Annotated in this window: 27 protein-coding genes; 20 read left to right on the top strand and 7 right to left on the bottom strand. The window is 62.6% G+C overall.

Annotated features, from left to right (window positions below; translation table 11 throughout):
* Positions 1-269: 269 nt before the first annotated feature.
* Positions 270-1,121, top strand: coding sequence for a nitrilase-related carbon-nitrogen hydrolase (locus DF200_RS08790; RefSeq protein WP_109137904.1), 852 nt, complete (start codon positions 270-272; stop codon positions 1,119-1,121).
* Between the two features lie 40 nt (positions 1,122-1,161).
* On the opposite strand, the gene DF200_RS08795 is transcribed toward DF200_RS08790, so the two are convergent.
* Both DF200_RS08795 and DF200_RS08800 read right to left on the bottom strand, forming a co-directional pair.
* Positions 1,162-1,632 carry a macro domain-containing protein gene (locus DF200_RS08795; RefSeq protein WP_109137905.1) on the bottom strand — a complete coding sequence of 157 codons (471 nt, stop codon included), beginning with the start codon at positions 1,630-1,632 and terminating at the stop codon, positions 1,162-1,164.
* A gap of 8 nt (positions 1,633-1,640) precedes the next feature.
* Positions 1,641-2,468 (bottom strand): aldo/keto reductase, encoded by an 828-nt coding sequence (locus DF200_RS08800; protein WP_109137906.1) that lies wholly within the window; start codon positions 2,466-2,468, stop codon positions 1,641-1,643.
* A 327-nt stretch (positions 2,469-2,795) separates the two neighbouring features.
* Here DF200_RS08800 and DF200_RS08805 point away from each other — a divergent pair, with 327 nt between their 5' ends.
* The 13 genes from DF200_RS08805 (at position 2,796) to DF200_RS08865 (ending at position 15,778) form a co-directional block, all read left to right on the top strand.
* Positions 2,796-3,929 carry an esterase/lipase family protein gene (locus tag DF200_RS08805; protein WP_109137926.1) on the top strand — a complete coding sequence of 378 codons (1,134 nt, stop codon included), beginning with the start codon at positions 2,796-2,798 and terminating at the stop codon, positions 3,927-3,929.
* Between the two features lie 122 nt (positions 3,930-4,051).
* Positions 4,052-6,076: a cation:proton antiporter gene (locus DF200_RS08810; protein ID WP_109137907.1), complete on the top strand. Its 2,025-nt coding sequence runs from the start codon at positions 4,052-4,054 to the stop codon at positions 6,074-6,076.
* 73 nt (positions 6,077-6,149) lie between these two features.
* Complete coding sequence (locus tag DF200_RS08815; protein WP_109137908.1) at positions 6,150-6,647, top strand: hypothetical protein; 498 nt, start codon at positions 6,150-6,152, stop codon at positions 6,645-6,647.
* A gap of 151 nt (positions 6,648-6,798) precedes the next feature.
* Positions 6,799-7,803, top strand: a complete 1,005-nt coding sequence (gene pyrB / locus DF200_RS08820; RefSeq protein WP_109137909.1) for an aspartate carbamoyltransferase — start codon at positions 6,799-6,801, stop codon at positions 7,801-7,803.
* A complete protein-coding gene (locus tag DF200_RS08825; RefSeq protein ID WP_109137910.1) occupies positions 7,803-8,222 on the top strand; it encodes an aspartate carbamoyltransferase regulatory subunit in 420 nt (139 codons plus the stop codon). Before pyrB ends, DF200_RS08825 begins: the two co-directional genes overlap by 1 nt.
* Positions 8,223-8,247: 25 nt before the next feature.
* Positions 8,248-9,675, top strand: a complete 1,428-nt coding sequence (locus tag DF200_RS08830) for a dihydroorotase (protein WP_109137911.1) — start codon at positions 8,248-8,250, stop codon at positions 9,673-9,675.
* 20 nt (positions 9,676-9,695) lie between these two features.
* Positions 9,696-10,775, top strand: coding sequence for an orotidine-5'-phosphate decarboxylase (pyrF, locus tag DF200_RS08835; RefSeq protein WP_109137912.1), 1,080 nt, complete (start codon positions 9,696-9,698; stop codon positions 10,773-10,775).
* Positions 10,776-10,789: 14 nt separating this feature from the next.
* Positions 10,790-11,638, top strand: coding sequence for a dihydroorotate dehydrogenase electron transfer subunit (locus DF200_RS08840; RefSeq protein WP_439098325.1), 849 nt, complete (start codon positions 10,790-10,792; stop codon positions 11,636-11,638).
* 5 nt (positions 11,639-11,643) lie between these two features.
* Positions 11,644-12,603, top strand: a complete 960-nt coding sequence (locus tag DF200_RS08845; RefSeq protein ID WP_109137927.1) for a dihydroorotate dehydrogenase — start codon at positions 11,644-11,646, stop codon at positions 12,601-12,603.
* Positions 12,604-12,636: 33 nt separating this feature from the next.
* Positions 12,637-13,335 (top strand): orotate phosphoribosyltransferase, encoded by a 699-nt coding sequence (gene pyrE, locus DF200_RS08850; RefSeq protein ID WP_109137913.1) that lies wholly within the window; start codon positions 12,637-12,639, stop codon positions 13,333-13,335.
* 103 nt (positions 13,336-13,438) lie between these two features.
* A complete protein-coding gene (locus DF200_RS08855) occupies positions 13,439-14,650 on the top strand; it encodes an MFS transporter (protein ID WP_109137914.1) in 1,212 nt (403 codons plus the stop codon).
* Positions 14,651-14,767: 117 nt separating this feature from the next.
* A complete protein-coding gene (locus DF200_RS08860) occupies positions 14,768-15,415 on the top strand; it encodes a TetR/AcrR family transcriptional regulator (protein WP_109137915.1) in 648 nt (215 codons plus the stop codon).
* A 114-nt stretch (positions 15,416-15,529) separates the two neighbouring features.
* Entirely contained in the window at positions 15,530-15,778 is a 249-nt protein-coding gene (locus DF200_RS08865; protein ID WP_109137916.1) for a hypothetical protein, read from the top strand.
* A gap of 66 nt (positions 15,779-15,844) precedes the next feature.
* On the opposite strand, the gene DF200_RS08870 is transcribed toward DF200_RS08865, so the two are convergent.
* The gene (locus DF200_RS08870) at positions 15,845-16,804 is read right to left on the bottom strand and encodes an aldo/keto reductase (protein ID WP_109137917.1); all 960 of its coding nucleotides are present in this window, start codon (positions 16,802-16,804) and stop codon (positions 15,845-15,847) included.
* A 247-nt stretch (positions 16,805-17,051) separates the two neighbouring features.
* Positions 17,052-17,672 (bottom strand): isochorismatase family protein, encoded by a 621-nt coding sequence (locus DF200_RS08875; protein WP_109137929.1) that lies wholly within the window; start codon positions 17,670-17,672, stop codon positions 17,052-17,054.
* A 312-nt stretch (positions 17,673-17,984) separates the two neighbouring features.
* Here DF200_RS08875 and DF200_RS08880 point away from each other — a divergent pair, with 312 nt between their 5' ends.
* The gene (locus tag DF200_RS08880) at positions 17,985-18,407 is read left to right on the top strand and encodes a VOC family protein (RefSeq protein WP_109137918.1); all 423 of its coding nucleotides are present in this window, start codon (positions 17,985-17,987) and stop codon (positions 18,405-18,407) included.
* Between the two features lie 116 nt (positions 18,408-18,523).
* Positions 18,524-19,438, top strand: a complete 915-nt coding sequence (locus tag DF200_RS08885; RefSeq protein ID WP_158275828.1) for a CPBP family intramembrane glutamic endopeptidase — start codon at positions 18,524-18,526, stop codon at positions 19,436-19,438.
* Between the two features lie 82 nt (positions 19,439-19,520).
* On the opposite strand, the gene DF200_RS08890 is transcribed toward DF200_RS08885, so the two are convergent.
* Entirely contained in the window at positions 19,521-20,213 is a 693-nt protein-coding gene (locus DF200_RS08890) for an SOS response-associated peptidase (RefSeq protein WP_109137920.1), read from the bottom strand.
* Between the two features lie 20 nt (positions 20,214-20,233).
* Positions 20,234-20,866, bottom strand: coding sequence for an HAD family hydrolase (locus tag DF200_RS08895; RefSeq protein WP_109137921.1), 633 nt, complete (start codon positions 20,864-20,866; stop codon positions 20,234-20,236).
* A 185-nt stretch (positions 20,867-21,051) separates the two neighbouring features.
* Here DF200_RS08895 and DF200_RS08900 point away from each other — a divergent pair, with 185 nt between their 5' ends.
* From DF200_RS08900 to DF200_RS08915, 4 genes are all read left to right on the top strand, one after another.
* Positions 21,052-21,831: a methyltransferase domain-containing protein gene (locus DF200_RS08900; protein ID WP_158275829.1), complete on the top strand. Its 780-nt coding sequence runs from the start codon at positions 21,052-21,054 to the stop codon at positions 21,829-21,831.
* A 169-nt stretch (positions 21,832-22,000) separates the two neighbouring features.
* Positions 22,001-22,834: an alpha/beta fold hydrolase gene (locus DF200_RS08905; protein WP_439098326.1), complete on the top strand. Its 834-nt coding sequence runs from the start codon at positions 22,001-22,003 to the stop codon at positions 22,832-22,834.
* Between the two features lie 57 nt (positions 22,835-22,891).
* Complete coding sequence (locus DF200_RS08910; protein WP_109137924.1) at positions 22,892-23,197, top strand: YhbY family RNA-binding protein; 306 nt, start codon at positions 22,892-22,894, stop codon at positions 23,195-23,197.
* A gap of 223 nt (positions 23,198-23,420) precedes the next feature.
* Positions 23,421-23,720 (top strand): DUF2316 family protein, encoded by a 300-nt coding sequence (locus DF200_RS08915; RefSeq protein WP_109137925.1) that lies wholly within the window; start codon positions 23,421-23,423, stop codon positions 23,718-23,720.
* A 132-nt stretch (positions 23,721-23,852) separates the two neighbouring features.
* On the opposite strand, the gene DF200_RS08920 is transcribed toward DF200_RS08915, so the two are convergent.
* Positions 23,853-24,776: a LysR family transcriptional regulator gene (locus DF200_RS08920; protein ID WP_100511029.1), complete on the bottom strand. Its 924-nt coding sequence runs from the start codon at positions 24,774-24,776 to the stop codon at positions 23,853-23,855.
* Positions 24,777-25,249 lie beyond the last annotated feature (473 nt).

The raw sequence follows: 25,249 nt of genomic DNA on the forward strand, positions 1-25,249 counted from the left end.
GAGTGTGGGAGAGTAGCACGCCGCCGCAATCACACTCTTACCAAGGAAAGGGACCGCCCCAGCCGGGACGGCCCCTTCCTGTTTTCCGGGCTGGTGCCGCCACCGGATCGGAGTGGAGACGCCAGCCTTTCCCCCTATTATTCAACGGAGAATCCGATGGAACAGTGATTAGGACATCGCGAACAGCGTCACCGCCGATACGTGGGCATCGTCTGAATTCCTACCGGCATATGGGATGGAATACTACGAGCGGGGGTACGATAAACGATATGAACGACATGCTGACGGTGGCAGCGGCACAATTCACGGTGACACGTGACCCGTCAATGAATCTGACGTTGATCCGTGAATACGCACTGCGGGCGTCCGAAGAAGGCGCTCGGCTGCTCGTGCTGCCCGAAGGACTCATTGCGCGCGACGGAGGCGATGACGCGTTCGTGGCGGCGCACGCGCAGCCCCTGGATGGACCGTTCGTGACGGGACTGCGACGTATCAGCATGGAAACCGGCGTCATGCTGATGGGAACAGTGCACGTTCCGGAGCATGAGGACGGACGGGATGATGCGGACTTGGCCTGTGAAGGCAGACGACGCGTGGCCAACATCTTCCTCGTCGTTCGTGACGGCCGGATCGTCGCCACGTATCGCAAGCTGCACCTCTACGACGCATTCTCGGAACGGGAATCCGACACTGTGACGTCCGGTGATGCGCTGCCGCCTCTTGTCGACGTCGACGGGTGGAGAGTCGGCGTCATGACCTGCTATGACGTGCGCTTCCCCGAGACGGCGCGTTCGCTGGCGGTACGGGGCGCGGACATCATCGTGGTCAGCGCCGCATGGGTGCGCGGGGCACTGAAGGAACGGCATTGGAGGCTCATGACCGCCGCCCGCGCATTGGAGAACACCTGCTATGTGGTGGCTTGCAGCGAGGTGAGCAATCGGAACATCGGCTTGAGCCGTATCCTAGATCCGCTGGGGGAAACGGTTGCGAATGCAGGTGCGCGGCCGGGCGTAATCATGGCGTCGCTGGATCGGGATGTGCTACGGTCGGCGAGGGAAACCCTGCCCGTGCTGACCAACCGCCGGTTCGCCGACCCCTGTCTGGCGGTCGAATCTCGGTGATGTCGGCGGTAGGGGACCAGTCGGCCACGATCTGGCCGAATCAGCCGAGCAGCGTGAGAGAGACGTTCATCGGAGAATCGTCGTGTTCGGCCAAATACGATTCGATTTCATCCTTGGCCACCGCTAAGGCCTGATCTTTCGGATACCCGTAGATACCACCGGAGATCAGAGGAAACGCGACGCTTGTGCAATGCAGCTTCCCGGCAAGCCCCAGCGAATTGCGGTAACAGGCGCGCAACAGCAGTTCTTCGCCGTGGCCGCCTCCCCGCCAGATGGGTCCTGCCGTGTGAATGATGTAATGGGCGGGAAGATCGAAACCTATGGTGGCGACGGCTTGGCCGGTTTCGATGGGGGAAAACCGATCGCAGGCCCGTTGCAGCCGTTCGGCACCAGCGGCGCGGAAGATGGCCCCGCAGACGCCGCCGCCCATACGCAACCCGGTGTTGGCCGCGTTGACGATGGCGTCCGCCTTCATGACGGTGATGTCTCCGTGGACGATGGAGAACGGCATAGTCCCGCTCAGAATGCGAAATCGTCGGGATCGGAACCGTTGCGCACGCCGGTGGCGAGTGCGGAGACCCTCGCCATGTCCTCATCGGAGAGCATGAAATCGAACACGTCGAGATTCTGCCTGATACGGTCCGCATGCGTGGATTTCGGCAGCACGACCACGCCGCGCTGGATATGCCAGCGAATCACCACCTGCGCCGGAGATTTGCCGTACTTTGCGCCGATTCGGGCCAGATCGGGGCTGGACAGCAGGTTGCCGCCGGTGCCGCCGAGCGGGCTCCACGCCTCGACGGCGATGCCTTTGGCGTGCACGGCGTCAATGAGCGCCTGGTTTGGGAACTGCGGGGAGGACTCGATTTGGTCCGCGGCCGGCGTGACGTCGCTGTTGCTCAGCAGTTCGTCGAGATGATGCTCGTGGAAATTACTTACGCCGATGGTCTTCGCTCGGCCGGAGGCGTAGATTTCCTGCATGTCGTCCCAAGCCCGCTGCCAGCCGTCCGCAGGCCAGTGGATAAGATACAGGTCGACGTAGTCGACTCCGAGCCGGTCGAGGCTCTCCTGGAACGCGTCCTTCGCGCGATGGACGCGAATGTCATCGTTCCACAGCTTCGTCGTCAGGAAGATGTCCCCGCGCGGAACCGACGAGCGACGGATGCCCTCGCCGACGGACGCCTCGTTGCGGTAGATCATCGCCGTGTCGATATGCCGATAGCCGGCCTCCAGAGCCGTTTGCACGGCGTTGACGGTGACGTCGCCGTCCGGCGTCTGGAACACGCCCAAGCCGATCTGTGGGATGACCGTGCCGTTGTTCAGGGTGATTGTCGATTGAATCGCCATGATGCCTCGCTGTCCATGAATTTGTGATTGATTTGATGAATGATGAATGACTTCCGGTTCCAATTGTAGGGGACCTTGGAGGATGCGTGGGCGTGGAAGTGAACGGGACCGGATTATCGATGCCCGCGGCCCTATATGACAAGACGACATGATGTTCAGTTTTTCTCGGGCCTTGTGCAAGGCATGTGGTGCAATGGAAGGGTGAATGATGCGAGTCGGAGGATGGACGGGAGCTACGAGCGTGATCAACATGGCGCCCGGTCGGGACCCGGAGCGGCGGGCGGCGTTGCGGGGCGGCGCATCGCGGTCTGCCGGTTCGGCGTCGTCATGCTACGGGTTTTCTGGTGGACGGTGCTGCTCGGTGGTCTGTCATTCGTCGCATCGGCGATGCTGATGGACGCCGGCCAATGGCTGCCGTGGCTTATCGCCTTGGGGGTATTCGCACTGGTTGAATCGGTCGTCTTCTGGACCGGCATCATCGCCGTATACCTCACCTCCGTGCAGCTGGGATTGAAGATCCGCATCATCGGCGTCCTGTGCGGATGGATTCCCGTGGTGAACCTCATCGCGTTGCGGCTGATCATTCGCACGGTGGGCGAGGAGGTACGGTTCGAATCCGCCAAGGAGTATCTGGACAGGCAACGGGCGACGGCGCGCATCTGTGCGACACGGTATCCGATTCTTCTGGTGCACGGCGTGTTCTTCCGCGATACGAAGACACTGAACTACTGGGGGCGGGTGCCGGCGGAGCTCGAACGCAACGGCGCCCGGATATTCTACGGGGAGCATCAGTCCGCGGCATCCGTCAGGGACAGCGCAGCCGAGCTTGCCGAACGTATACGCCTGATCGTCGAACGGACCGGCTGCGGCAAGGTCAACGTCATAGCGCATTCCAAGGGAGGTCTCGACATGCGCTATGCCATCGCCCGTTGCGGTGCCGGCCGATGGGTGGCGTCGCTGACCACCGTCAACACCCCGCATCGCGGCTGCGGCTTCGCCGATTACCTGCTTACGAACATCCCCGCCGCCGCACAGCGCAAGGTGGCGGCGGCATACAACGCCGCCGCGGGACACCTCGGCGACCGGAGCCCCGACTTCATGGCCGCCGTGCACGACCTTACGCAGGAGGGGTGCGGCCGGATCAACCGGGAGATCGGACTCGGCGCGTTTCCCGGCGTGCTCTGCCAAAGCGTCGGGTCGAAACTCTCCCACGCCACGACGGGCAAGTTCCCGCTGAACTTCACGTATCCGCTCGTCAAATGGTTCGACGGCCCCAACGACGGACTGGTCTCCAGGCCGTCGTTCCCCTGGGGCGGTCGGTTCATTTGGCTGGAGCCCGACGGCCGCCGGGGCATCTCGCACGCCGACATGATCGACCTCAACCGGGAGAACATCGACGGTTTCGACGTCCGCGAGTTCTATGTGGGCATCGTCGCCGAACTCAAACGACGTGGGCTGTAGGCCGGCAAGCGGGAAGATGCGATACGCCGTCGACGAATGTGCCGTCGGTAAGAACGTTTGACTGATAGCATTTCCTCTGGAATCTGTCAATGAGAAGAAGATGACGGAAGGACCCTCCCTGCATGGCCCAACTTACCCTGGTACTAGAGATTTTGGTCGTGGTGCTCATCTCCTCGGCCTTGAGCAGCTTCATCCCGAGGGTCTCCACTCCGCTTGTGCAGATCGCGTTGGGCGTGGCATGGTATTTCACACCGTTCCTGCCCAACCTCGAACTCGATCCCGCGCTATTCATGGTGCTGTTCATCGCCCCGCTGCTGTTCCTTGAGGCACGCAACGTGCCCCGCCGTGAGGTGGCGAAGGATCTCGGTCCGTCGCTGTCCCTGGCCATAGGTCTGGTCCTGGTGTCTCTCGCGGTCACCGGCGTGACGTTGCACGTGCTGTGGCCGGCGGTCCCGCTCGCCGCTGCCCTGGCCCTCGGCGCGGCGCTTGGTCCGACCGACGCCGTGGCGGTCGCGTCACTGAGCAAGGAGGCGAAGCTCACCCAACGTCAGCTGAACGTGCTGCGTGGCGAAAGCCTGTTCAACGACGCGGCCAGCATCGTGGGATTCCAGTTCGCATGCCTCGCCGCGCTCACGGGCACCTTCTCCGTCGCCCAGTTCGCCAAGGGCATCACCGCCAGCTTCTTCGGCGGTGTGGCCGTCGGCATCGCCGCCGGCCTTCTGTTCAACCATCTCGTGCTGCTGCTGAGGCGGTACCGCATGGAGACCATGACACTGCGCATCGGCATTGAGGTGCTGATTCCCTTCACCGCATATGTGACCGCCGAACACATCCATGTATCCGGGGTCTTGTCCGTCGTCGCGGCCGGGTTGCTCATCACCTTCCAACGATACGGCTTCGGCAGTGATATCGCCCGCACGAACCTGGTGTCGAACTCGGTGTGGCAGTTCATCGAATTCACGCTCAACGGCGCCGTGTTCGTGCTGCTTGGCCTTGAGCTTCCCATCGCCATGCGGTCCAGCTGGCAGAACGAGTCGGTCAGCAGCGGCATGCTGGTGCTCGCCGTGCTGGTACTCACCGTGGTGTCGCTCGTCATACGCTTCCTGTGGATGCTGGTCATGCTGCGGGTGACGAAGGACCGTGCCACCCGCAAGCGGCGCAAACTGACCCGCGACCGTGTGCACAGCGCGCTGGTGATGACGTTCGGCGGCCCCAAAGGCACGATCTCATTGGCATTGGCGTTCACGCTGCCGAACGGCATCGACGAGGCAACGCACATCCCCCTGCGCAGTGCCCTGCTGTTCATAGTCTCCGGATACATCGTGGCGTCCCTGGTACTGGCGAACATCATCCTTCCGCTGCTTGCACCGCGCGACGACGACGTGGAGGGAGAGGAGTATGCGAAGGACAACGTGGAGATGCTGCGCCGAACGCTCACGAAGATCGCCGAGCTCGACAGCCCGGAGACACATGAGGAGGTCCGAGCCGTCATGCATTCCTACACGGAACGCATCGACCGGGTCAAGCTTGCGGTGCCCCAGGAGACCATCAAACGCGAGCAGAAGGTTCGCGTCGCCACGCTCGAATGGGAGCGTGCATGGCTGAACGGCCTGCTGGAACGGCATCCGGAGAAGGAGGACGCCGCCGAACAGCTCATCACCCGTCTCAACAGCTCCCTCAACCATCTGACCGGCTCGGGGGGTCACCACATCCAGATCCGTCAGGCCAAGCCGCGGCGCCAGGCCATGATCCTGCTGCGTAGGATCTGGGCCGTGCTGGCGAGGGTGACGCCCGGACTGGACCCGCATAGGACGGACATGATGCGCAGCATCCAGATCGAACTGTTCGAGGCCACCATCGGACATCTGAAGGACGAGGTGCTCACCGACGTGGACAACGCGGAGATCATCGCGAGGCTGATCGGCGAATACCGTGCCGCGCTGAGCACTTTGCACGCGAAGGCCTCGTCGTTGCCGACTCTCTCCTCGCTTCCCTCAAGACAGGGTGTGGATGACGTGCGCACGCAGACGTTCCGGCTCGAACTGGAGACGATTCGCGAGATGCTGGAAGAGGAGGAGATCACACGGGGGCAGGCCAAGATGATGAGGCAGAACGTCTACCTCATGCAGGCGGATGCGGTGCTCTAGCGGGCGTCGTGCGCCCACGACATCCGCTATGCTGTGCGTATATAGTGACTTTCCATCGATGAAAGAGGGGACCATGAGCGACGGTTCGAAGACCACCGCTACCGATGCCGACGGGTTCAGCACGCTCGGCTACTATTACGCGTTCGATGCCGACACCGAGATCGACGATATGAATCTGGAGGCGGTGATATGCGCGGACCAGCCGTCCAAGGGCCTCGGCGGGGTCGCGGTCAGCGTCCGTGTCAACGACGAGATCAAGGCGTCGGCGGGGCAGAGGAGGGTCATGGAGACCCTGTCCATGCTCATCAACCAGCAGCTTCCCCATCGTGACGACGCCGTCGTGGTGGCACGCTACGCCATCTCCATCTGCGAGGAGCCTCCGGAAGGCGCCGTGGTGCTGTGCCGTTTCAGCGCCAGACGCGAAGACCAGGGCGACCGCATCGTCACGCAGCTCAAGGCGGGCCGTAACAAGGCCGTCGACGAACGCGTGCTTGCCGGTGGACGGCGCGTGATCCACTACCTCACCGACTTCCTCGACCGGCTGGAGGTCGCCGCCCGCCGGGACGAGTAGATCCAGTCGGATGAGGTGAACGGCCGCTTAAGCCAATGCGAACAACGCGTGTCCTGTTTTCGTGCGCTTCCGTCCCTACGGGAATTTAGACTTGATTAGGTCGCGACGATGTTGTGGCCGCCTGAATCCAGAGAACGACGGAAAGGCGCGCATGTCATCATTATCCCCAACCGAGGATTTCATCGGGAAAAGCGTTGTCACGCTCGACGATCTCAGCACTGAGCAGATCGAGCTCCTCCTGCGCAAGGCGCAGTACATCGACGCAAATCGCAAACTGGTCTCGCATACCTGCGACGGACGGATCATCGCAACGCTCTTCTACGAACCGAGCACCCGCACACGCCTGAGCTTCGAGACCGCCATGCTGCGTCTCGGCGGCCGCGTCATCGGATTCGCCGGAGCCCAGCAGTCATCGGTCAGCAAGGGCGAATCCATCGCCGACACGTTGAAGACCGTCGCGAACCTCGCCGACGTCGTCGCCATCCGGCATCCGAAGGAGGGTGCCGCGCTGGTGGCGTCCGAAGCCGTGGACATCCCCGTGATCAACGCGGGCGACGGCGGCCACATGCATCCGACGCAGACGCTCGCCGACCTGTGCACGCTGCAGTCGCGGTTCGGCCGCGTCGACAATCTGACCGTGGGCCTGTGCGGCGACCTCACCTTCGGCCGCACCGTGCACTCGCTCATCGAGACGCTATGCCGCTTCGGCAACGTGAACTTCGTGCTCATCAGCCCCGACGAGCTGAAGACCCCGCAGTACGTGATCGACCGCATCAACGCCACCGACAGCTGCACATACGTGGAGGTCAGGGACCTCGTATCCGTGATCGGTGACCTCGATGTGCTCTACATGACCCGCGTGCAACAGGAGCGTTTCTTCAACGAGGACGATTACCTGCGGCTGCGCGACACCTACATCCTCGACGAGGACAAGCTCGGCCTCGCCAAAAAGGACATGGCCGTGCTCCATCCGCTGCCCAGGGTCAACGAAATCGCGGTGGAGGTCGACCACGACCCGCGCGCCGCCTACTTCGAACAGGTAAGGAACGGCATGCTCATGCGCATGGCCCTGGAATGCTCCGTGCTGGGCGACGAGCTGCCCGGCTTCGACCCGGCCGGCGTGGACGCCGTCAACGCAAAGGAGGTGGCCGCCTGATGGAGGTGACCAGCATCACGGAAGGCATCATCATCGACCACGTGCCCGCGGGCACGGCGCTGAAGGTGCTCAACTATCTCAACATCAACCCGTCCACGGCCCGTCTTGCACTGATCATGAACACGACCAGCCACCAGTTCGGGTCCAAGGACATCATCAAGATCGAAGGCGAGCAGGACATCGACCTCAATGTGCTCGGCCTTGTTGCACGGCAGGCGACCGTCGACGTGGTGCACGGCGGGCGGATCGTGGAGAAGCTCACCCCGAACCTTCCCGAGCATGTGACCAACGTCATCAGCTGCGTGAACCCCCGCTGCGTGACCACCATCGAACGCGGCATCAAGCAGCGATTCCACCTCGTGCATTCCGAACGTATGGAATACCGCTGCGACTACTGCGACGAGGAAGCCAAGTTCTAGCCCCTTACAGCGAAAGGAAACGCACATGCTCACATTGCGCAACATCACCGTGTGGAACACCGGCGAGGCCATCGACCTGGTGGTTCCCGAAACCGACGGGGCGCGGTTCCTCCGCGATGAGGGCGCCGTCTCGGAAGGCGAGGTCGACGCCACGGGCCTCACCCTGGCCCCGGGCTTCGCCGACCCGCATGTGCATTTCCGCGACCCAGGCCAGACCTACAAGGAATCCATGGTCTCCGGCGCCGCCGCCGCGGCATCCGGCGGCTACACGAATGTGCTCATCATGCCGAACACCGTGCCGGCGATGGATGGCGTGACCATCACGGATCCCACCCGTGCCGGCGCCGCCGAGGTGCTCGGCAGGGGCTTCGACGACGTCATCGACTTCCTCCAGCACTACGAACCCGCCCATGATGTGAGTCTTCCGGTCCGCTACGACCTGTGCGTGTGCGCGTCGAAGGGCCGTGCCGGACGGGAGGCCACGGATCCCGAGGATTGGCGTTGGTACATGCGCGGCGTGGCCGAAGGGGAGAAGGATTCGTTCCAGCTGGCCCATCCGGTGACCGCGATCAGCGACGATGGTTCCGCCGTCACCCCGGAGACACTCGACGACGTGCTGCGCGTGGCGAAGGAGACGGGGCTTCTGCTGATCGAGCACTGTGAGCACCATGACACCGGCGCCGTCAACGACGGCCCCGTCTCACGAGAACTCGGTGTGCCGGGCATACCCGAGGACACGGAGCTGAGAATCGTCTCGCGGGACATCGCCAAATCCCGCGAGACCAGCGTGCATATCCACTTCCAGCATGTGAGCACGGCCATCTCCTTCGACGCCATCCGCAAGGCCAAGGCCGAGGGCCTGCCCATCACCTGCGAGACAGCCCCGCATTATCTCGCATTGAGCGACGAGGCGTTGCTCGAATACGGCACCCTCGCCAAGATGAACCCGCCGCTGCGTTCCGAGGCCGACCGGCGTGCCACGATAGAGGCGATCGAGGACGGCACCGTCGACCTGCTCGCCACCGACCATGCGCCGCACACGCTGGAGGAGAAGGAGCGAGGGTTCCTTGAGGCCCCCAATGGCATCATAGGCCTCGAATGCGCGTACGGCGTTTGCCACAAGGTGCTCGTCGACGGCGGCCACATCTCCGACGCGCGTCTCATCGAGCTCATGGCGGTCGCGCCGTCGCGCCTCATGGGGCACGACCCCGCCGACATCGCGGCGATGCTCGCAGATTCCGCGCATACCGGCGGGCGACGGACGTTCGACCTGGGCACGGTGGAGCATCCCGAATCCACGGACCTCGTCGTCCTCGACACGAAGACGACTTGGACCGTCGACCCGGAACGGTTCCATTCCAAGGCGCGTAACACACCATTCGGCGGTTGGGACGTCACAGGTCGACCGCTCGCCACTATCATCGGCTCCAAGCTCGTCTTCAGCCGTCTGTAGACAACACGAGGAAGGACATCATGGACCGTCTAATCGACGCCATCAAAGCGAAGAACAACCCCAGCGTCGTCGGACTCGATCCAAAACCGGCGCTGCTGCCCAAACAGCTCATCGACCACGCGCGTGAAGCCACCGTGAGCGAAAGCGAGATGGGCAACCCCATGGAGGCCGAAGCCGCATGGTCCATCAACTTCGCCGCCATGTACCTCAGGTTCAACACCACGGTCATCGACGCGGTGAAGGACATCGTCCCCGCGGTCAAACCGCAGATCGCCATGTACGAGGCACTGGGCGAGGCAGGGCTGTGGATGTACGCCCGTACCTGCAAATACGCCCAGGACAACGGCCTGTACGTGCTCGGAGACGTCAAGCGCGGCGACATCGGCTCCACCGCCGAGGCATACGCCCACCATCTCAGCGGATTCCCGCTGCGATTTTCCGACGTGGCCAGCGCCGACGAGGTCGAGAACGTGCAGCGCAACGCCGCCGCGCTCGCCGCCGACGTGGAGGACTACGACGAGAACGGCGACGAATTCCAGTTCGGATCCGAATGGTACGAGGACGCCGTCACCGTGAACCCATATCTCGGCACCGACGGGATCACCCCGTTCATCGACGCGGCCAAAGGCAACGACAAGGACGTGTTCATCCTTGTGCGCACGTCCAATCCGTCGAGCAGCGAAATCCAGGAGCTGGAGCTCAGGGATGGGGGGCGCGTCTACGAGCATGTGGCCGATCTCGTCGAACGATGGGGCGCAGACACCATCGGCGACCATGGGTATTCGCGAGCCGGCGCCGTCGTCGGCGCCACGCACCCGGAGGAGGGCGCGAGACTGCGCGAGCGCATGCCGCATACGTTCTTCCTCGTGCCCGGCTACGGGGCGCAGGGAGGCACGGCGGCCGATGTGGCGCGCATGTTCGACGCCAATGGTTCAGGGGCGATCGTGAACTCCTCTCGCGGCATCATCGGCGCATGGAGGAAGCACCCCGACTATGGCGAGGACCTTGATCTCGACGAGGCGTTGCAGATCGTCGGCGAAAGCGCCAGGGAGGCCGCCGAACGCATGCGCGACGACCTCGATTCGGCCCTAAGGCACTGAAGGAGGCCGGTGATTTGACCACAGACACGTTCATCCCCACGTCCACCAGGGAGAGACTGGCCCATGGCCGTGCCGTCGTCGATGCGGCGGTCGGCCACGGGTTTTTCCCGCCCCGGCACACCGTCGAGGTCGCCGACGTCATCGAACTCGATGCCGGTGTGACCCGCATCACCATCCGTGACCCATACATCGCCTCGCATGGCCGTCCCGCCCAGTTCGTGGATTTCTTCACCCAGGATCCCACGAGGCTGATGCCCCGGCCGTTCGGCATCAGTGAGATCCAGGATGATCTGGTGAGCTTCATCTTCGCCGTCGTCGGCGATGGCACGCGGGAGCTCGCCGGTCTTGCCCCCGGGGACGCCGTCGACGTCATGGGCCCCCTAGGCCACGCCTTCGACACCGGTGCCCCGGCGAACTACGTGCTTGTGGCCGGAGGCCTCGGCGTGCCCCCGCTGATCCACGCGGCCCAGCATATCGCCGGCGACGGGAACAGCGAGTCCACTGCGGTGTTCGGCTACCGGAGGAACCATTTCGCCGACGAATACGTGGACCGGTACGCCGACCGCACCTACAGCATCGATGAGTCGGAGGGCAACGTGATCACGCTGCTCGACCGCATGGAGGACGAGCTTACCGGAGGGGACCTGCCGCCCGTGATCCTCTCCTGCGGCCCATTGCCCATGATGAAAGCGGTCGCCTCGTGGGCTGCAGAACGGGGCATTCCCTGTCAGCTCAGCCTCGAACAGCGCATGGGCTGCGGCTATGGCACCTGCGTGCTATGCACCACCGACACCGTGGACGGGCGACTCAAGGTCTGTGCGGACGGCCCGGTATTCACCCGCGAACAGCTGGGATGGGAGTGACGACCATGAACGACAACGCAACGAACACGGTCCCGGGGACGGATCTGTACGATCATGAATGGAAGCACCCGACCCTGGTGGCCGGCGTTCCGTGGAAGAATCCCGTGGGCACCGCGTCCGGCACGTTCCAGTACGCCGCCGTACGCTGGTTCTACGATGTGAGCAGGCTCGGCGCGGTAACCACCAAGGGCGTCTCCCCGGTTCCATGGGAGGGCAATCCCGGAGTGCGCACCGCCGAGGGTCCGGCTAGCAACATCAACGCCGTGGGTTTGCAGAACCCCGGAGTCGACCATTATCTCGTCGACGACCTGCCCAAGCTCAAGGAGATCGGCGCGAACGTCGTGGCCAACGTCGCCGGACATAGCGACGATGACTATGCCGAGGTCGTCGCCAAGCTCGCCGACTCCCCGGCGGACATGCTGGAGATCAACGTGAGCTGTCCGAACGTCTCCGCCGGCGGCATGAGCGTGGGCACCGACCCGGTGGCGCTTTCCCGTCTCATCACCCGCCTGCGCGGGATGACCGACAAGCCCATGATCGTCAAGCTCACGCCGAACGTCACCGACATCACCGTACCCGCACGGGCCGCGGCCGAGGCCGGTGCCGACGCGTTGAGCCTCATCAACACCATCGTCGGCATGCGCATCGACACCCGCACCGGGCGTCCGGTCATCGACCACGTCACCGGCGGTGTCTCCGGCCCCGCCGTGCTGCCCATAGGCCTGGCGCGCGTCTGGCAGGTGCGCACCGCGCTGCCGGACATCCCCATCATCGGCATCGGAGGCATCGACTCCGGCGAGAAGGCCCTCGAATACCTGTATGCGGGGGCGAACGCCGTCGAAGTGGGCGCCGCCGCCCTGTTCGACCCCATCGCGCCACTGCGAGTCGCCCGCGAGCTCGACGACCTGCTCGACGAACGTCCCGAACTCGCCGCCCGACTGGCCGCAGGCGAGACCTGGCGCTGACCATCAACACACAAGGAAGGCTGACCCAACACCATGACCACCGCATCGCTCGACATCCGCTTCACGCAGTTCCTGCTCGAATCCAAGGCGCTGAAGTTCGGCGAGTTCACGTTGAAATCCGGACGCAGATCCCCGTACTTCATCAACGCCGGCGCCTTCGACGACGGCCGCAAGATCGCCACGCTCGGCGCATTCTACGCCGAGAAGATCGCCGCCGAGATCGAGGCCGGCAACCTGCCAGGGGACATCGACACCGTGTTCGGCCCCGCCTACAAGGGCATCCCGCTCGGCGTCTCCACCGCCATCGCCCTGACCTCCGCCCATGGCATGGAGATCGGCTACACATTCGACCGCAAGGAGAGGAAGGACCATGGCGACGGCGGCATGATGGTCGGCACGCAGCTGACCGACGGCATGAAGGTGCTTCTCGTGGACGATGTGATGACCGCAGGCACCGCCGTGCGCGAGGTCATCCCCAAGCTCAAGGCCGAGGCGGATGTGAAGGTCGTGGGACTGGTGTTGTCCGTCGATCGCATGGAGAAGACCAGGGACTCGGATCTGTCGGCGGTCAGGGCCGTGGAACGGGAGTTCGGGTTCCCCGTGTTCGCCATCGCCGACGTGCGAGAGATCTTCGACGCCGGCCAGCGCATCGCCAACGCCGACGGCACGCCCTATGTCACAGAGGGGATCAAAGCCGCCGCCGACGCCTACCTCGACGAATACGGCGCCTGACCGCAGCGTCCGGGCCCCGTCCTCGGGAGGGGCCCGGACGCTTGCTTTTTCTATATCCTAATTTCCAATATCATACCCGCTTTCATATGAATTCCTCCCGGAGATGGGAACGTTGACGAAGAACAACGACGAACGACTGATCACCAGGGATGTCGCCCTGGTCATGATAGCGACCTTCTGCTTCATGGCCAGCAACATGCTCGCCACACCGCTCATGGCGGGCTACTCGGAGGAGCTTGGGGCGTCGGGAGTCCTGATGGGACTCGTCTCCGGCGCCATGACCATCGTCGCCCTGTTCTGCAGACCCATCGCCGGCAATCTATCCGATAGGACCAGCAAACGCATGCTCGTCGCCGTGGGATCGGCGCTGTATCTCGTGGCCAGCGTATGGTATTCGATCGCATCGGGCCCTGTATCGCTCATCGTGGCACGCATGGTCAACGGCGTCGGATTCGCATGCTGCTCGGTATGCCTGGCCACGTGGATGTCCATGCTGCTGCCGATTCGGCACATGGGAGCCGGGATGGGACTCTACGGCACCATGAACGCGCTCGCCATGGCCATCGGCCCGGCCATAGGCATCAAGGCGCAGCAGCTCATCGGATACCGTCATACGTTCCTGATCTCCGCGGCAATCGCCATGCTCATGGTGGCGTCCGTGCTGTTCGTGCATGACGGCGGCAACCCAGTCGCAAGCGGCAAAGTCCCGAATCCCGCGGAACCGCTCAACCGTCGATTCACCATCCGCTCCGTGATGGAGCCCAGGGTCGTGCCGCTGTCCCTCGTGTTCATGCTGTTCGCCATACCGTATTTCGCCACGCAGACGTTCCTCGTATCCTATGTGGCGGCACGTCATGTGACGGTCGAGGTCAGCCTGTTTTTCCCCGTCTACGCCATCGCGCTGCTGATCATGCGCATCACCCTGCGCGACCTGTTCGACGAGAAGGATTTCCGCTTCTTCATGCGCGTCTGCTCGCTGCTCATGCTCGCAGCACTGCTATGCCTCGACTTCATGCGCGGCGACGTCATGCTGCTTCTCGGGGCGATCCTCATGGCAGGGGGCTACGGCGTCATGAGCTCCGTCACCCAGTCGCAGGCCGTCATCATCGCAGGCAAGGCGCGCAGCGGAATCGCCAACGGCACGTACTACGCAGGCATCGACCTCGGAATGTCGTTGGGACCCGTCATAGGGGGACTGCTGTACGCTAACATCCCCCTCCCATGGTTCTACCCGCTGTTCATGCTCGCCATGCCCCTCGCATGGGCGTTGTACCTCGCCACGGCAAACCATATCCATCCGTCACGTCAGGAGTGACAAGTGACACAAGTGACAGGGGATAGGGAAAAGGCGTGAACCTGAAACACGTCGACGAAACATGACAGTGGTTACATTACGGATGACGTAATCGTATGACATATGAATGAGTGGCTTATGACATCGGAGCACAGCAACGGCAGGGGCATTTCGGCGAAGGCCGTCTCGTCAAGGGAGCGATGGCAGCGGGCGAAGAAGAGAAGGACCCGCGGCCGCATCCGCGAGGCCGCCATGCGGCTGTTCCTCGAACACGGCTACGACGAGGTGACCGTCCAACGGATAGCCGCGGCCGCCGACGTCACGCCGATCACTCTATTCAGGTATTTTCCGAGGAAGGAGGACATCGTCGTCGATATCCCGTTGCCGGATGAGCCGTCCGCGGCCGCGTCGCGACGATGGGATAAGGAACGAACCCGGATGACGGCCTCCGACATCGCGGACGCCGTCGTATTTGACGTCGTTAAACGGTTCGACGACGTCAAATACGACGTGCTGGCGCAACGAATGGCCATCATCAACGGCACAGGTTCGCTGCGCCGTGCCCTATACGCGCGGATACCCCAATGGGCGTCCGCGCTCGCCGAACTGTTTCCCCTTGACGACGATGACGAGGACGGCCTCGCCACACGGCTGCGGTACGGCGTAGCCGTCACCATGCTGATAGAGGTCTTCTCCGAATGGGCCCGGTGCCGGGACCACGCCACCATTACCGACGCCGAGATCCTGACGCAGATCATGGTCGAAACGAGGAACGTCATGGCGTGACCCCGGTCGTCCTTGCCGGTCTGCTGCTAAGCTGGGCATGATGACGGTTGTCCTGAAACCGTCACTGAATCGATCTCAGGAATCAATCACAAAGTCCGATCAAAGGGGATTGACATGACCAACATGACCGATGGGAACATGGACATGAACGGAATGGGCGAATCGGATGACGTCACGCCCGAAATCGTGGACGGGGGACGTTCCCGCTCCTGTCCGTGGAAAACGTTGGGTAACCGTGACGGCCTGATGCCTTCAATCGCGTCCGCCGCGCTTATGGCGGGCGTCATCGCCGTCAGCTGCTACGGGCAGTATCTGCTGACCAAATGGGCATGCAAGGCGGCCATACGGCAGACCCGACGCTGATATCGCCGCGCCGGACCGGTCGGATGGCCCGGCCGGTCCTCGATCGTCGGGTGATGAATCGGTGAATCACTTTGTGAACGGTTCGGACGCCTTGTCGAGCGCATCCATCTCGTCGGCTGACAGATCAAGCGTGGAGGATGCGAGGAGCGCAGGCAGTTGCTCGGGCGTACGAGCGGAGACGATCGGACCGGCGACCTGCGGACGATGACGCAGCCATGCGAGCGCGACCGTGGCTATCGCCGCGTCATGTGCCTTGGCGACCTCGTCGAGCGCGTCGACCAGGGCGAAGCCGTCGGCGTTGAGATAGTCGGAGACCATGCCTTGACGCGCCTTGCCCTCGGCGTCGGCCGCGGAACGGTACTTGCCGGTCAGGAAGCCGGCCGCCAGAGAGAAATACGGGAACACCGCGAGACTCTCGCGTTCGGCGACCGTGGCGAGCGTGCGCTCGTAGTTTCCGCGGGCGACGAGGTTGTAGTGCGGTTCCAGCGCGACCGGCAGCACGTAGCCGTGCCCGCGTGCGATGCGGAACCATTCCTCGATGCGGTCGGCCGTATAATTCGACAGACCGATCGCACGGATCTTGCCGGCGCGGACGAGCTCGTCGAACGCCGCCGCCGTCTCTTCAAGCGGGACCGACTCGTCGTCGAAGTGCGCATAATACAGATCGATGGTGTCGACTCCAAGGCGTAGCAGGGACTCGTTCGCGGCGGCGATCACGTTGTCGTGGGACAGTCCCTTGTACTGCGGGTGTTCGCTGACCTTCGTGGCGACGACCACCTTGTCGCGGTTGCCGCGTACGGCCAGCCAGCGGCCGAGGATGATTTCGGATTCGCCGCCCGCGTTGCCCGGCGCCCACGCCGAGTACACGTCGGCCGTATCGATGAAGTTGCCTCCGGCCTCGACATACTCGTCAAGGACCCTGCGGCTCGAAGTCTCATCGCTGGTCCAACCGAACGTGTTGCCGCCCAGCACCAGCGGAAACACCTTGAGGTCGCTGCCACCGACCTTCACACGTGTGTCACTCATGACTCGTCCTTTCGTCTCATGTCGTCGTTCGTCTCATGCCGTCGTTCGTTTCCGTCGTTCGTCTCATGCCGTCGTTCGTTTCCGTCGTCCGTGACGGGACGAGTGGCATATGGACAGGTGCCATTGCCGCCCGTACACCCATCATTATGTCGCTTCGAGCCAAACGATACGCGGGGTTCGTCATTCAACCCGCTTATGGCGAACGAGTCTTGCGTGTCCCTCACGTCCGGCGTTTCCCCGCCGAGGGTCATGACCTCCCTGATTCGACGAGTGCGACACCGGCTCCGGCCATCTCCACGCGCGCGGCGGCGCCCAGCTCCTCGCTGACCGGCACGGTCAGGTCCTCGAACACGGTGACGGCGTATCCAAGCCGTTTCGCGTCGAGCGCGGTCTCCTTGACGCAATGCGATTCGGCGATGCCGACCACATCCACTTCGTTGACTCCGGCGGCCTTCAGCGCGTCGGCGAGCATATGTCCCGCGGCCTGCGCGGCCTTGACGTCGTCGCGGCCTTGGATGCGATTCGTGTTGTCCTCGATGCCCTCGAAACCGGAGTAGGCCGCCGAATACTGGCCCTTCTTGAAATGGTGCGTGATGCCGAGCGCCTCGATCGCGGGATGCAGCCGCGCGTTCGGGGTGCCCGCCTTGCCGTGCACCGGCCATGTGTCCACGAAATCGGGGTTCTCGGACCAGTGCGAGCCAGGCTCGATGTGCCAGTCCTGCGTGGTGGCGATGAACGCATAGTCGTCACGGTGTTGTTGCACGTATGCGGCGATCCGCGCGGCGACGGCATTGCCACCTTCCACGCCGAGCTCGCCGCCCTCGCAGAACGTCGGCTGCACGTCCACCACGATCAACGCCTTCGTCATGACGTCCGTCTTCATCATCCCGGTCATGCCGTTCCCCCTCCGTGTTGTGATGCCTTCACCCTTACCCTACAGGGTACCGATGAATCCAAATCCGGAAAAGTACCTGGAGAAGGAAATCTCCTTGAATATGAGGTGTGCCGGGGAGAGTGCCTACGCCGGTCGCCCGCTTCGTCGTGATGACGAACACACGGCCGCGGCACCATCCATCATCGACGGCCTCTCCGAACGACGGACCCGGCCGTATCATGGCCATGATGGCCGCGGACGCTGACGGGCGTGCAGACACGATTCCGGCCAAGGGGAGGACAGGCAATGCTGGACCATATCACCCTGCATGTCAGGGACATCGACCGCAGCGTCGCGTTTTATCGCGATGCGCTCGCACCGCTCGGATACATCGTCAAGGCGCATCACGAACCCACCCTCGGATTCGGTGTGGACGACGGCACACCCCACTCCGACTTCTACATCTCACCGATGAATACGGAGGAGGACACGGGTCCGGCGTCGCCGGTAACCCACATCGCCCTGCTCGCACCGGACCGGGCGTCCGTGCGCGCATTCCATGCGACGGCGCTCGCCGCCGGGGGCAGGGACAACGGCGCCCCCGGTCCGCGCCCCTACCATCCCGGATACTATTCGGCGTTCGTGCTCGACCCGGACGGCAACAACATCGAGGCGGTAGTCGACTGGTCCGGCTGGTTCGGGGAGGGCTCTCGCTCCGACACGATATGATGGGGACGGACATGTAATGACCGCGGGGAAGGGGACCGACGATGTCCGAACCATACTCATCCGAACATTCGCACCGTGCGCGAAACATGCATGCCGCGCTTCTGGGGACTGTCCCAATGATTCGTGCGGATGATCTCATGGCCGACGATCATCCGGTGCGTCGTTTCGACGGAGCGCGCAGGATACGGTCCAGTGCGTTGCTGCGGGCGCTCGTGTTCATCTGCATCATGACGTTCGTGTCTGGACTGACCGTCGGTCTCGCCCGGTCGAATTCCATGGAGACGGCCTCGTTCGGCGAACTGGTAGGCGCAGTCGCCGCCTATCTCATCGTCGTCCTCGTGATGGAGGAACGCCGCGCGCCGGTGGAATTGGCGCCGTCGCGCGCCTTCGATCTGATCCGGGGCATGGCGGCCTCGTTCGCATGCATCGCAATCTGCATCGGCATCGTCGCATTGCTGGGAGGGTACCGGATCGTCGGCTTCGACCCGGGATACAGCCCGTGGTCCGATCTGCTGGTATTGGGATTCACCGCCGGCATCGCCGAGGAGATCATGATGCGCGGCATGTTGCTGCGTCTGGTGGAGGAGTCTCTTGGCTCATGGGGCGCCGTCGTGGTATCCGCGCTGGTGTTCGGCCTGGTGCATATCGCCAACCCCGACGGAACGTTGTGGGGAGGCATGGCCATAGCCATCGAGGCGGGATTGCTGTTCGGCGCGATCTATCTTGCCACGAGGTCGTTGTGGTGGTGCATCGGCTTCCATTTCATGTGGAACATCGCCGAAGGTCCTGTTTTTGGTTCCATAGTCTCCGGCACGGGAGCCCGGCGATCGTGGCTGGTCGCTCAATGGCAGGGGCCGGACCTGCTGACCGGAGGGGCCTTCGGACTTGAAGCCAGCATCGTGCCGGTCGTGCTGTTGGGATCTTTGGCCATCGCCACGCTGGTCCATCTGCAGCGTCTTGGACGTATGATCGAACCGGTATGGATTCGTCGTAAGAGGCTGGGAAACGACCGGTCCGCCCAGTCGGTGTGACTGCATCCACGCGGTTTGAAGACGGGCTGACGGCGAAAACCGTCAGGGCATCGTGCGCTTTCCAAGACCTTGCCGATGGTTTTCAGAACAGACGCGGTTGCTCCCCGCGATCGAGCGGTCGAATGAGTTCGGGGCCGTCTCCGTCCAGGGGAGCGACCTCGTGGAAGGCGAGGGCGCGGGACAGCGGCTCCCCGGCGTGGCGGACCCGCGAGAGCAGTGTCGTGCCGTCGACCGCCGGGTCCAGCCATGCGTTGCCTTCCGTGGGTGCCACCAGCATGGGCATCCGATTGTGCACGGAGGACGGTCCATCCACAGCCGGGCAGGTGATGATGGCCGCCGTCAGCATCCATGGCGACGCGGCTGACGTCCGCCACCATGAGTACAGCCCCGCCATGTGCAGCGGCACGTCGTCGTCGGCATGAAAATAGAACGGTTTTGCGCCATGCCATTCGTAGTATCCCGATGCGGGGATGATGCATCGCATGGCTCGCGTCGATTCGGCGAACGTCGGTTTGGATGCGGCCGATTCCACCCGTGCGTTATAGGTGGGGTACGGCAGATCGCTCGTCCCGCTCCACCGGGGGATGAGCGACCAGTATGCTCCGGCAAGATGGCGACGCCCGTCCTTTCCCTGCGCTATGACGGCGATGGTCCTCTTGGGCGTGACTCCGTACGTTGGTGCGGGAAGCGACGTGGCGTCGATGTCGTCCTCGTCTACGGCGAACCGTTCCGCCACGGCATCCCAATCCAGATCCAACGCGAATCTCCTGCACATGGCACTGCCTTTTCCCGGGGTCAGAACCTCATGCCCAGAGAGGCGAGGTCCCTTCTTGCCTGTTCGGCATCGGTGAAGCGGAACGCGTGCATGCCGACGGCGCGTGCCCCGTCCACGTTCCTGGGCGTGTCGTCGAGGAACACCGAGGATGCCGCCCTGAGTCCGAAACGGTCCAGTGCAAGCTCGTAGATGTCGGCGTCCGGCTTGTGCAGCTTCTCGACGCCGGAGACCACCGTGCCATCCAGCAGCTCGCCCAGCTGCGGGAATTTGTCGAATGCGATGTGGATGGTCTCGTGAGACCAGTTCGTCAGCCCCCATACGCCATAGCCGGCGGCCTTCAGGTCCTGGAGCAGTCGCTCCATGCCGGGCAGCATACGGGGCAACGCATCGCCATAATGGTCCACGTAGTAGCGGAAGATTCCGGCGATGTACTCGCCCTGTTCACGCGCCACGTCGGGAAGGATGTCTACGACGTCCTCGCCGGCATCCATCCGGTCCTCGTAACGGAAGAAGCCATGAGGGTCGTCGTCGGCGCAGATACGGTCGACGACCTCCGGCGGGAAATGGCCTTCAAGGCATGCACGGCACCGCCAATCCAGCAGGACTCCGCAGAAATCGAAGATGACGTCGGTGACGGGGGATTCGTTGCTCATGTCTCTCCTTATGGTCCGGTTTCGATGCGTCAGCTCAACGATTGAGAGTCTATCGCACCATGGCCACCGTGGACATGGGGGGCGATGCCGTGCCCCAGTCGCGCCGGAGGCCACGGATGGGGCTACACTGGGACAGGAGTGCCGGGTGAACGACGCAGTTGCAGGGCCTAAGGAGTGTGAGCCCATTGTCCGATTGGAATTCCGAACAGTATCTGAAGTTCGAGACGGAACGAACGCAGCCATCGATCGATTTGGCGAGGAGGGTCAAGCAGGTGATTCCCGGTCCGAACATCATAGCCGACCTCGGTTGCGGCCCGGGCAACAGCACCACCGTATTAAGAAGGGAGTTCCCCGACTCGCGCCTGTTCGGCATCGACAACTCGCCGAACATGATCACCAGCGCCAAAAGGAACCATCCCGGCATCGAATTCCTCCTCGGCGATGTCCATCACCTTCACGGCCGCTATGATCTCATGTTCTCCAACGCATGTCTGCAATGGGTCCCCGGGCATCGTCTGCTCATCCCGCAGCTCATGGAATCCCTCAATCCCGGAGGGGTCCTCGCCGTGCAGGTGCCCATGGTCGAGCAGACGCCGTTGTTCCGCATCATCGCTGAAGTCGCCAACGACCCCCGCTGGAACCTCGGCGACGTGCTGCGAGGCAAGAACGGCACACTGCGTCCCGAGGAATACTTCGGCATCCTCGCCGCCACCAGTTCGGATTTCACCCAGTGGGAGACGACCTACTACCATCGCATGCCGTCGGCCGATGCGCTTGTCGAATGGGTGAAGGGCGCCCGCATGCAACGCTATCTCGCCGTGCTGGACGAACGCGATGAAACCGGCAAGGCAGCCGAACGCTTCGAGCAGGAGGTCGCATGGCGGGTCAACTCCGCCTACGTGCCGCAGGCCAATGGCGAGGTCATACTCAGATTCCGCCGGTTCTTCTTTATCGCGAAGAAATAGTCACAGGATGTTTCCGGTCGTCGTCATATTACGAGTCAACACGTCGTCTAGTAATGGTTCGTCATCGACCGGACGGTTCGGACGCCCGTGCCGCCATGACGCGCGTTGACGCCTTGTTCGTCGGGCTTCGTATCATCGTTTCGTCCGTAAACCGAACGAAAGGGTGATGGTGACGCAGCCGAAGGCGAATATGGCCATACAGGGTAATGATGCACGGGGGGATGTCGTCCCCGTCATCTTCATACATGGCATGGGTGTCGACCACCGTTCCCTGATGCTGCTGGACGGGGTCTTCCCCGGGTCGATGCGACGCATCTACCTGGACCTGCCGGGCTTCGGCGGAACCCCGGCGCTGAACGGTGAGGGCGGGCTGCCGGAAATGGCCGACTGGCTGCAGTCCACCATCGACGACGTCATCGGCGGCAGCGGGGCCTTTGCCATGGTCGGCAACTCCATGGGAGGTGCCCTGGCCCGCGAAATACTGGCCAGGGAGCCGAAACGCGTGCTTGGTCTTGCCCTCCTTGCACCCGTGGTCGACCCGCGTCATGCGTACCGCAAGGTCGGGGAGCATGTCGTCGCCGACCCGAATCCGAAACTCATCCATGCATTGCCGCAGGAACAGGTCTTCGATTTCGTCACCATGGGCGTCAACCAGTCGTACGAAGCATGGAGACGCTACCAGCGGTTCATCCTTCCCGGCGTGCGCCTATGCGACCGCGAGGCCTGTGCGCGCCTCGGCGACCGGTATTTCCTCACCGATGTGCCCGAACGGATGTTCGGCACGTTCACAGGCCCCACGCTCATCGTCACCGGGCGAGAGGACCAGATCGTCGGCTATGAGGATCAGCACGCGCTGATACCACACTATCCGAATGCTGAATTCGTGGTGTTGGAGAACGCCGGCCACAACCTGTATATCGACCGCCCCGAGGAGACGGGCCGACTGGTGGGGGACTGGGCCGACAGAATCGTGGAAGCCGCCGCGAACCTCAATGCCGCATGATACAGTGGCTTGTCCGCAACGTTTCCGAAGAGGCTTCCGAAGAAAGAGAACCAACCCATGGCATTGACCAAGAAACAGATCAAGCAGCTCCGTTCGCTCGGCCAGCGGCTCAAGCCGGAGCTCATCATCGGCAAGAACGGCATCACCGACGCCACCATCGCCCAGGCCGAGGAAAGCCTTGAGGCGCATGAGCTCATCAAGTGCTCGCTGCTGGAGGGCTGCGGCTACACGGCCAAGGAGGCGGGTGAGGAGTTCGCCGAACGGCTGCATGCCGAACTGGTGCAGACCATCGGCCACCGTTTCGTGCTGTATCGTGAGACGGGCAAGGAAGGCGTCGAGAAGATCCGCCTGGTTCGCGAGTAGGATTTCGCTGTCTGCGATTCGACCCCTTTCCCGGATACCGAGAAGGGTGGATGGTCGCAGACGCGGAACCGCAGCATTGTCCAACCGCTTGAATCGCGGCTTTCCGGACCACAGTCATGCTCCATCGAGGTCGCCGTCGTCCCGTCTTTGCGGGATCGCCGAAAAGACTGGACGACGGCGGCGAGTACAGTGGTATGCAGGTTGCCGACAACAGGGGGCGCATATGTCGCTGAGCATGACGCAACGCAGGAACACCATACGTGAGTTCAGGAAGAATCTCGGATTGCTGGGGCTTTCGCCTGAAGACCTCGCCGAACACTTCGACGTGGACGAACGCTATATCAACGACATCATCGAACTGCGCAGCGGGGTGCTTGAGGACCCGTGGATAATCCGCAACTACCTGCTGGGCAAGGCGAAGGAGCGGGGCGTGGCGCTGGTGCCGTTCACCGCGCTGGTCGGCGACCACCACGACTACTGGTTCCTCGACGGTGCGATGATCGATGCGGGGGAGTTGCAATAGCACCGCATCGTCGGCATGAATCATACGAGTATGCGAATACACTATAGGGCTGGTTGCATAGGCAAGTGAATGTCTTATGCAACCAGCCCTTTGCTTTCATGACCTGCGGGATGGTCTCCCGTTTGTCTGCGATCAGTCGATCAGCGTATAGCCGTGGTCGGCGATGACGGACTTGAGCTTCTCAAGATACACCTCGGCGGCTTTGGAGAGCTTGGCGCGTTCATTGGTAATCCATCCGACGAGCATCTTCTCGTCGGATTCCAGTGGCACGGTGACGATCTTCTCGGAGTTGAGGTCCTCGTTGTCGATGCCGGAGCAGACCGTGTAGCCGTTCAGTCCGACGATGAAGTTGAGGATGGTGGCGCGGTCGGTCACGTTGATCTGCTTGGGGGAGTACTCGGGCCACACGGCCTCCTCGGCGAAGTAGAAGCTGCCTTCCTCGCCCTGTTCGTACTGGATCCACGGGTATGGCTTCAGGTCCTCCATGGTCAGGCTTTTGCGTCCGGCGAGAGGATTGGAACGAGAAAGGAACACGTGCAGACCGGCCCGGAAGATCGGATGGAATTCGAGGTGCTTCTCACGCAGCAGCTTGCCGATGACGTCCTTGTTGAAATCGGAGAGGTAGAGGATGCCGACCTCGGACTGCATGTTGGCCACCTGGTTGATGATGTCCTTGGTGCGGGTCTCTCGGATGGTGAACTCGTATTCGTCGGACTTGATGGAGTTGATGAGCTCGACGAACGCCTCCACGGCGAACATGTAGTGCTGGGTGGAGACCTGGCACAGTTGCTTGCGGGGCTTGGCGTTCTTGTAGCGTTCCTCAAGCAGCGCGGACTGGTCGAGGACCTGACGGGCGTAGGTGAGGAACTCGGCGCCGTCCACGGTCAGGGCGATGCCCTGGGATGACCGGGTGAAGATCTCGATGCCCATCTCCTTTTCCAGCTCCTTGACGGCGGAGGAGAGCGCGGGCTGGGAGATGTACAGTTCGTGTGAGGCCTCGTTCATGGAGCCGCATTCGACGATTTTGACGATGTATTTCAACTGCAGCAGTGTCATAACCCACGGTTATAGCAGGCGGCTTGGATATAGATTCGATTTGTAGGCGCTATCGTGTTTTGGGCGTTGTGGTTTTGTCCGGCCCTATCCATACCTCCAATCACACGGTAGGTCACAGCACAGGTGTGGGGCAATTCCATGCCGGATGCCCGCCAGCAGTCCTCACCGCATCCCGCCACATGGATGCATGACGCTCGGCAAACGTGAAGGGGAGGGCGTTCCGCGACGTACGACCGGTTACTCCGAGGGATTTGCGGAATGGGCGTATTCGTTGCCTGATTTGATGTTCCATATACATGTTATTGTTCTCAACTAACATATATGACCATGAGTTCGACGTTGAACGAACAATGCCGTGTGACAACCTATAAATCGTTGGAATCACTTAGCTTATTGCGAGGTGCCTCATTTGAAAGTGAGCGCGTAATCCGGAGTGGTGCCTCACTTGGGGTGAGCGCGAAATCCTAGTCCTT

Source organism: Bifidobacterium catulorum, from assembly GCF_003129925.1.
GTDB classification, from domain to species: domain Bacteria; phylum Actinomycetota; class Actinomycetes; order Actinomycetales; family Bifidobacteriaceae; genus Galliscardovia; species Galliscardovia catulorum.

Bases quoted from the DNA above. Each gene is read 5' to 3' on its own strand.
- DF200_RS08790 (WP_109137904.1), top strand. From the start codon at position 270: ATGAACGACATGCTGACGGTGGCAGCGGCACAATTCACGGTGACACGT.
- DF200_RS08795 (WP_109137905.1), bottom strand. From the start codon at position 1,632: ATGCCGTTCTCCATCGTCCACGGAGACATCACCGTCATGAAGGCGGAC.
- DF200_RS08800 (WP_109137906.1), bottom strand. From the start codon at position 2,468: ATGGCGATTCAATCGACAATCACCCTGAACAACGGCACGGTCATCCCA.
- DF200_RS08805 (WP_109137926.1), top strand. From the start codon at position 2,796: ATGCTACGGGTTTTCTGGTGGACGGTGCTGCTCGGTGGTCTGTCATTC.
- DF200_RS08810 (WP_109137907.1), top strand. From the start codon at position 4,052: ATGGCCCAACTTACCCTGGTACTAGAGATTTTGGTCGTGGTGCTCATC.
- DF200_RS08815 (WP_109137908.1), top strand. From the start codon at position 6,150: ATGAGCGACGGTTCGAAGACCACCGCTACCGATGCCGACGGGTTCAGC.
- pyrB (WP_109137909.1), top strand. From the start codon at position 6,799: ATGTCATCATTATCCCCAACCGAGGATTTCATCGGGAAAAGCGTTGTC.
- DF200_RS08825 (WP_109137910.1), top strand. From the start codon at position 7,803: ATGGAGGTGACCAGCATCACGGAAGGCATCATCATCGACCACGTGCCC.
- DF200_RS08830 (WP_109137911.1), top strand. From the start codon at position 8,248: ATGCTCACATTGCGCAACATCACCGTGTGGAACACCGGCGAGGCCATC.
- pyrF (WP_109137912.1), top strand. From the start codon at position 9,696: ATGGACCGTCTAATCGACGCCATCAAAGCGAAGAACAACCCCAGCGTC.
- DF200_RS08845 (WP_109137927.1), top strand. From the start codon at position 11,644: ATGAACGACAACGCAACGAACACGGTCCCGGGGACGGATCTGTACGAT.
- pyrE (WP_109137913.1), top strand. From the start codon at position 12,637: ATGACCACCGCATCGCTCGACATCCGCTTCACGCAGTTCCTGCTCGAA.
- DF200_RS08855 (WP_109137914.1), top strand. From the start codon at position 13,439: ATGGGAACGTTGACGAAGAACAACGACGAACGACTGATCACCAGGGAT.
- DF200_RS08860 (WP_109137915.1), top strand. From the start codon at position 14,768: ATGACATCGGAGCACAGCAACGGCAGGGGCATTTCGGCGAAGGCCGTC.
- DF200_RS08865 (WP_109137916.1), top strand. From the start codon at position 15,530: ATGACCAACATGACCGATGGGAACATGGACATGAACGGAATGGGCGAA.
- DF200_RS08870 (WP_109137917.1), bottom strand. From the start codon at position 16,804: ATGAGTGACACACGTGTGAAGGTCGGTGGCAGCGACCTCAAGGTGTTT.
- DF200_RS08875 (WP_109137929.1), bottom strand. From the start codon at position 17,672: ATGACGAAGGCGTTGATCGTGGTGGACGTGCAGCCGACGTTCTGCGAG.
- DF200_RS08880 (WP_109137918.1), top strand. From the start codon at position 17,985: ATGCTGGACCATATCACCCTGCATGTCAGGGACATCGACCGCAGCGTC.
- DF200_RS08885 (WP_158275828.1), top strand. From the start codon at position 18,524: ATGATTCGTGCGGATGATCTCATGGCCGACGATCATCCGGTGCGTCGT.
- DF200_RS08890 (WP_109137920.1), bottom strand. From the start codon at position 20,213: ATGTGCAGGAGATTCGCGTTGGATCTGGATTGGGATGCCGTGGCGGAA.
- DF200_RS08895 (WP_109137921.1), bottom strand. From the start codon at position 20,866: ATGAGCAACGAATCCCCCGTCACCGACGTCATCTTCGATTTCTGCGGA.
- DF200_RS08910 (WP_109137924.1), top strand. From the start codon at position 22,892: ATGGCATTGACCAAGAAACAGATCAAGCAGCTCCGTTCGCTCGGCCAG.
- DF200_RS08915 (WP_109137925.1), top strand. From the start codon at position 23,421: ATGTCGCTGAGCATGACGCAACGCAGGAACACCATACGTGAGTTCAGG.
- DF200_RS08920 (WP_100511029.1), bottom strand. From the start codon at position 24,776: ATGACACTGCTGCAGTTGAAATACATCGTCAAAATCGTCGAATGCGGC.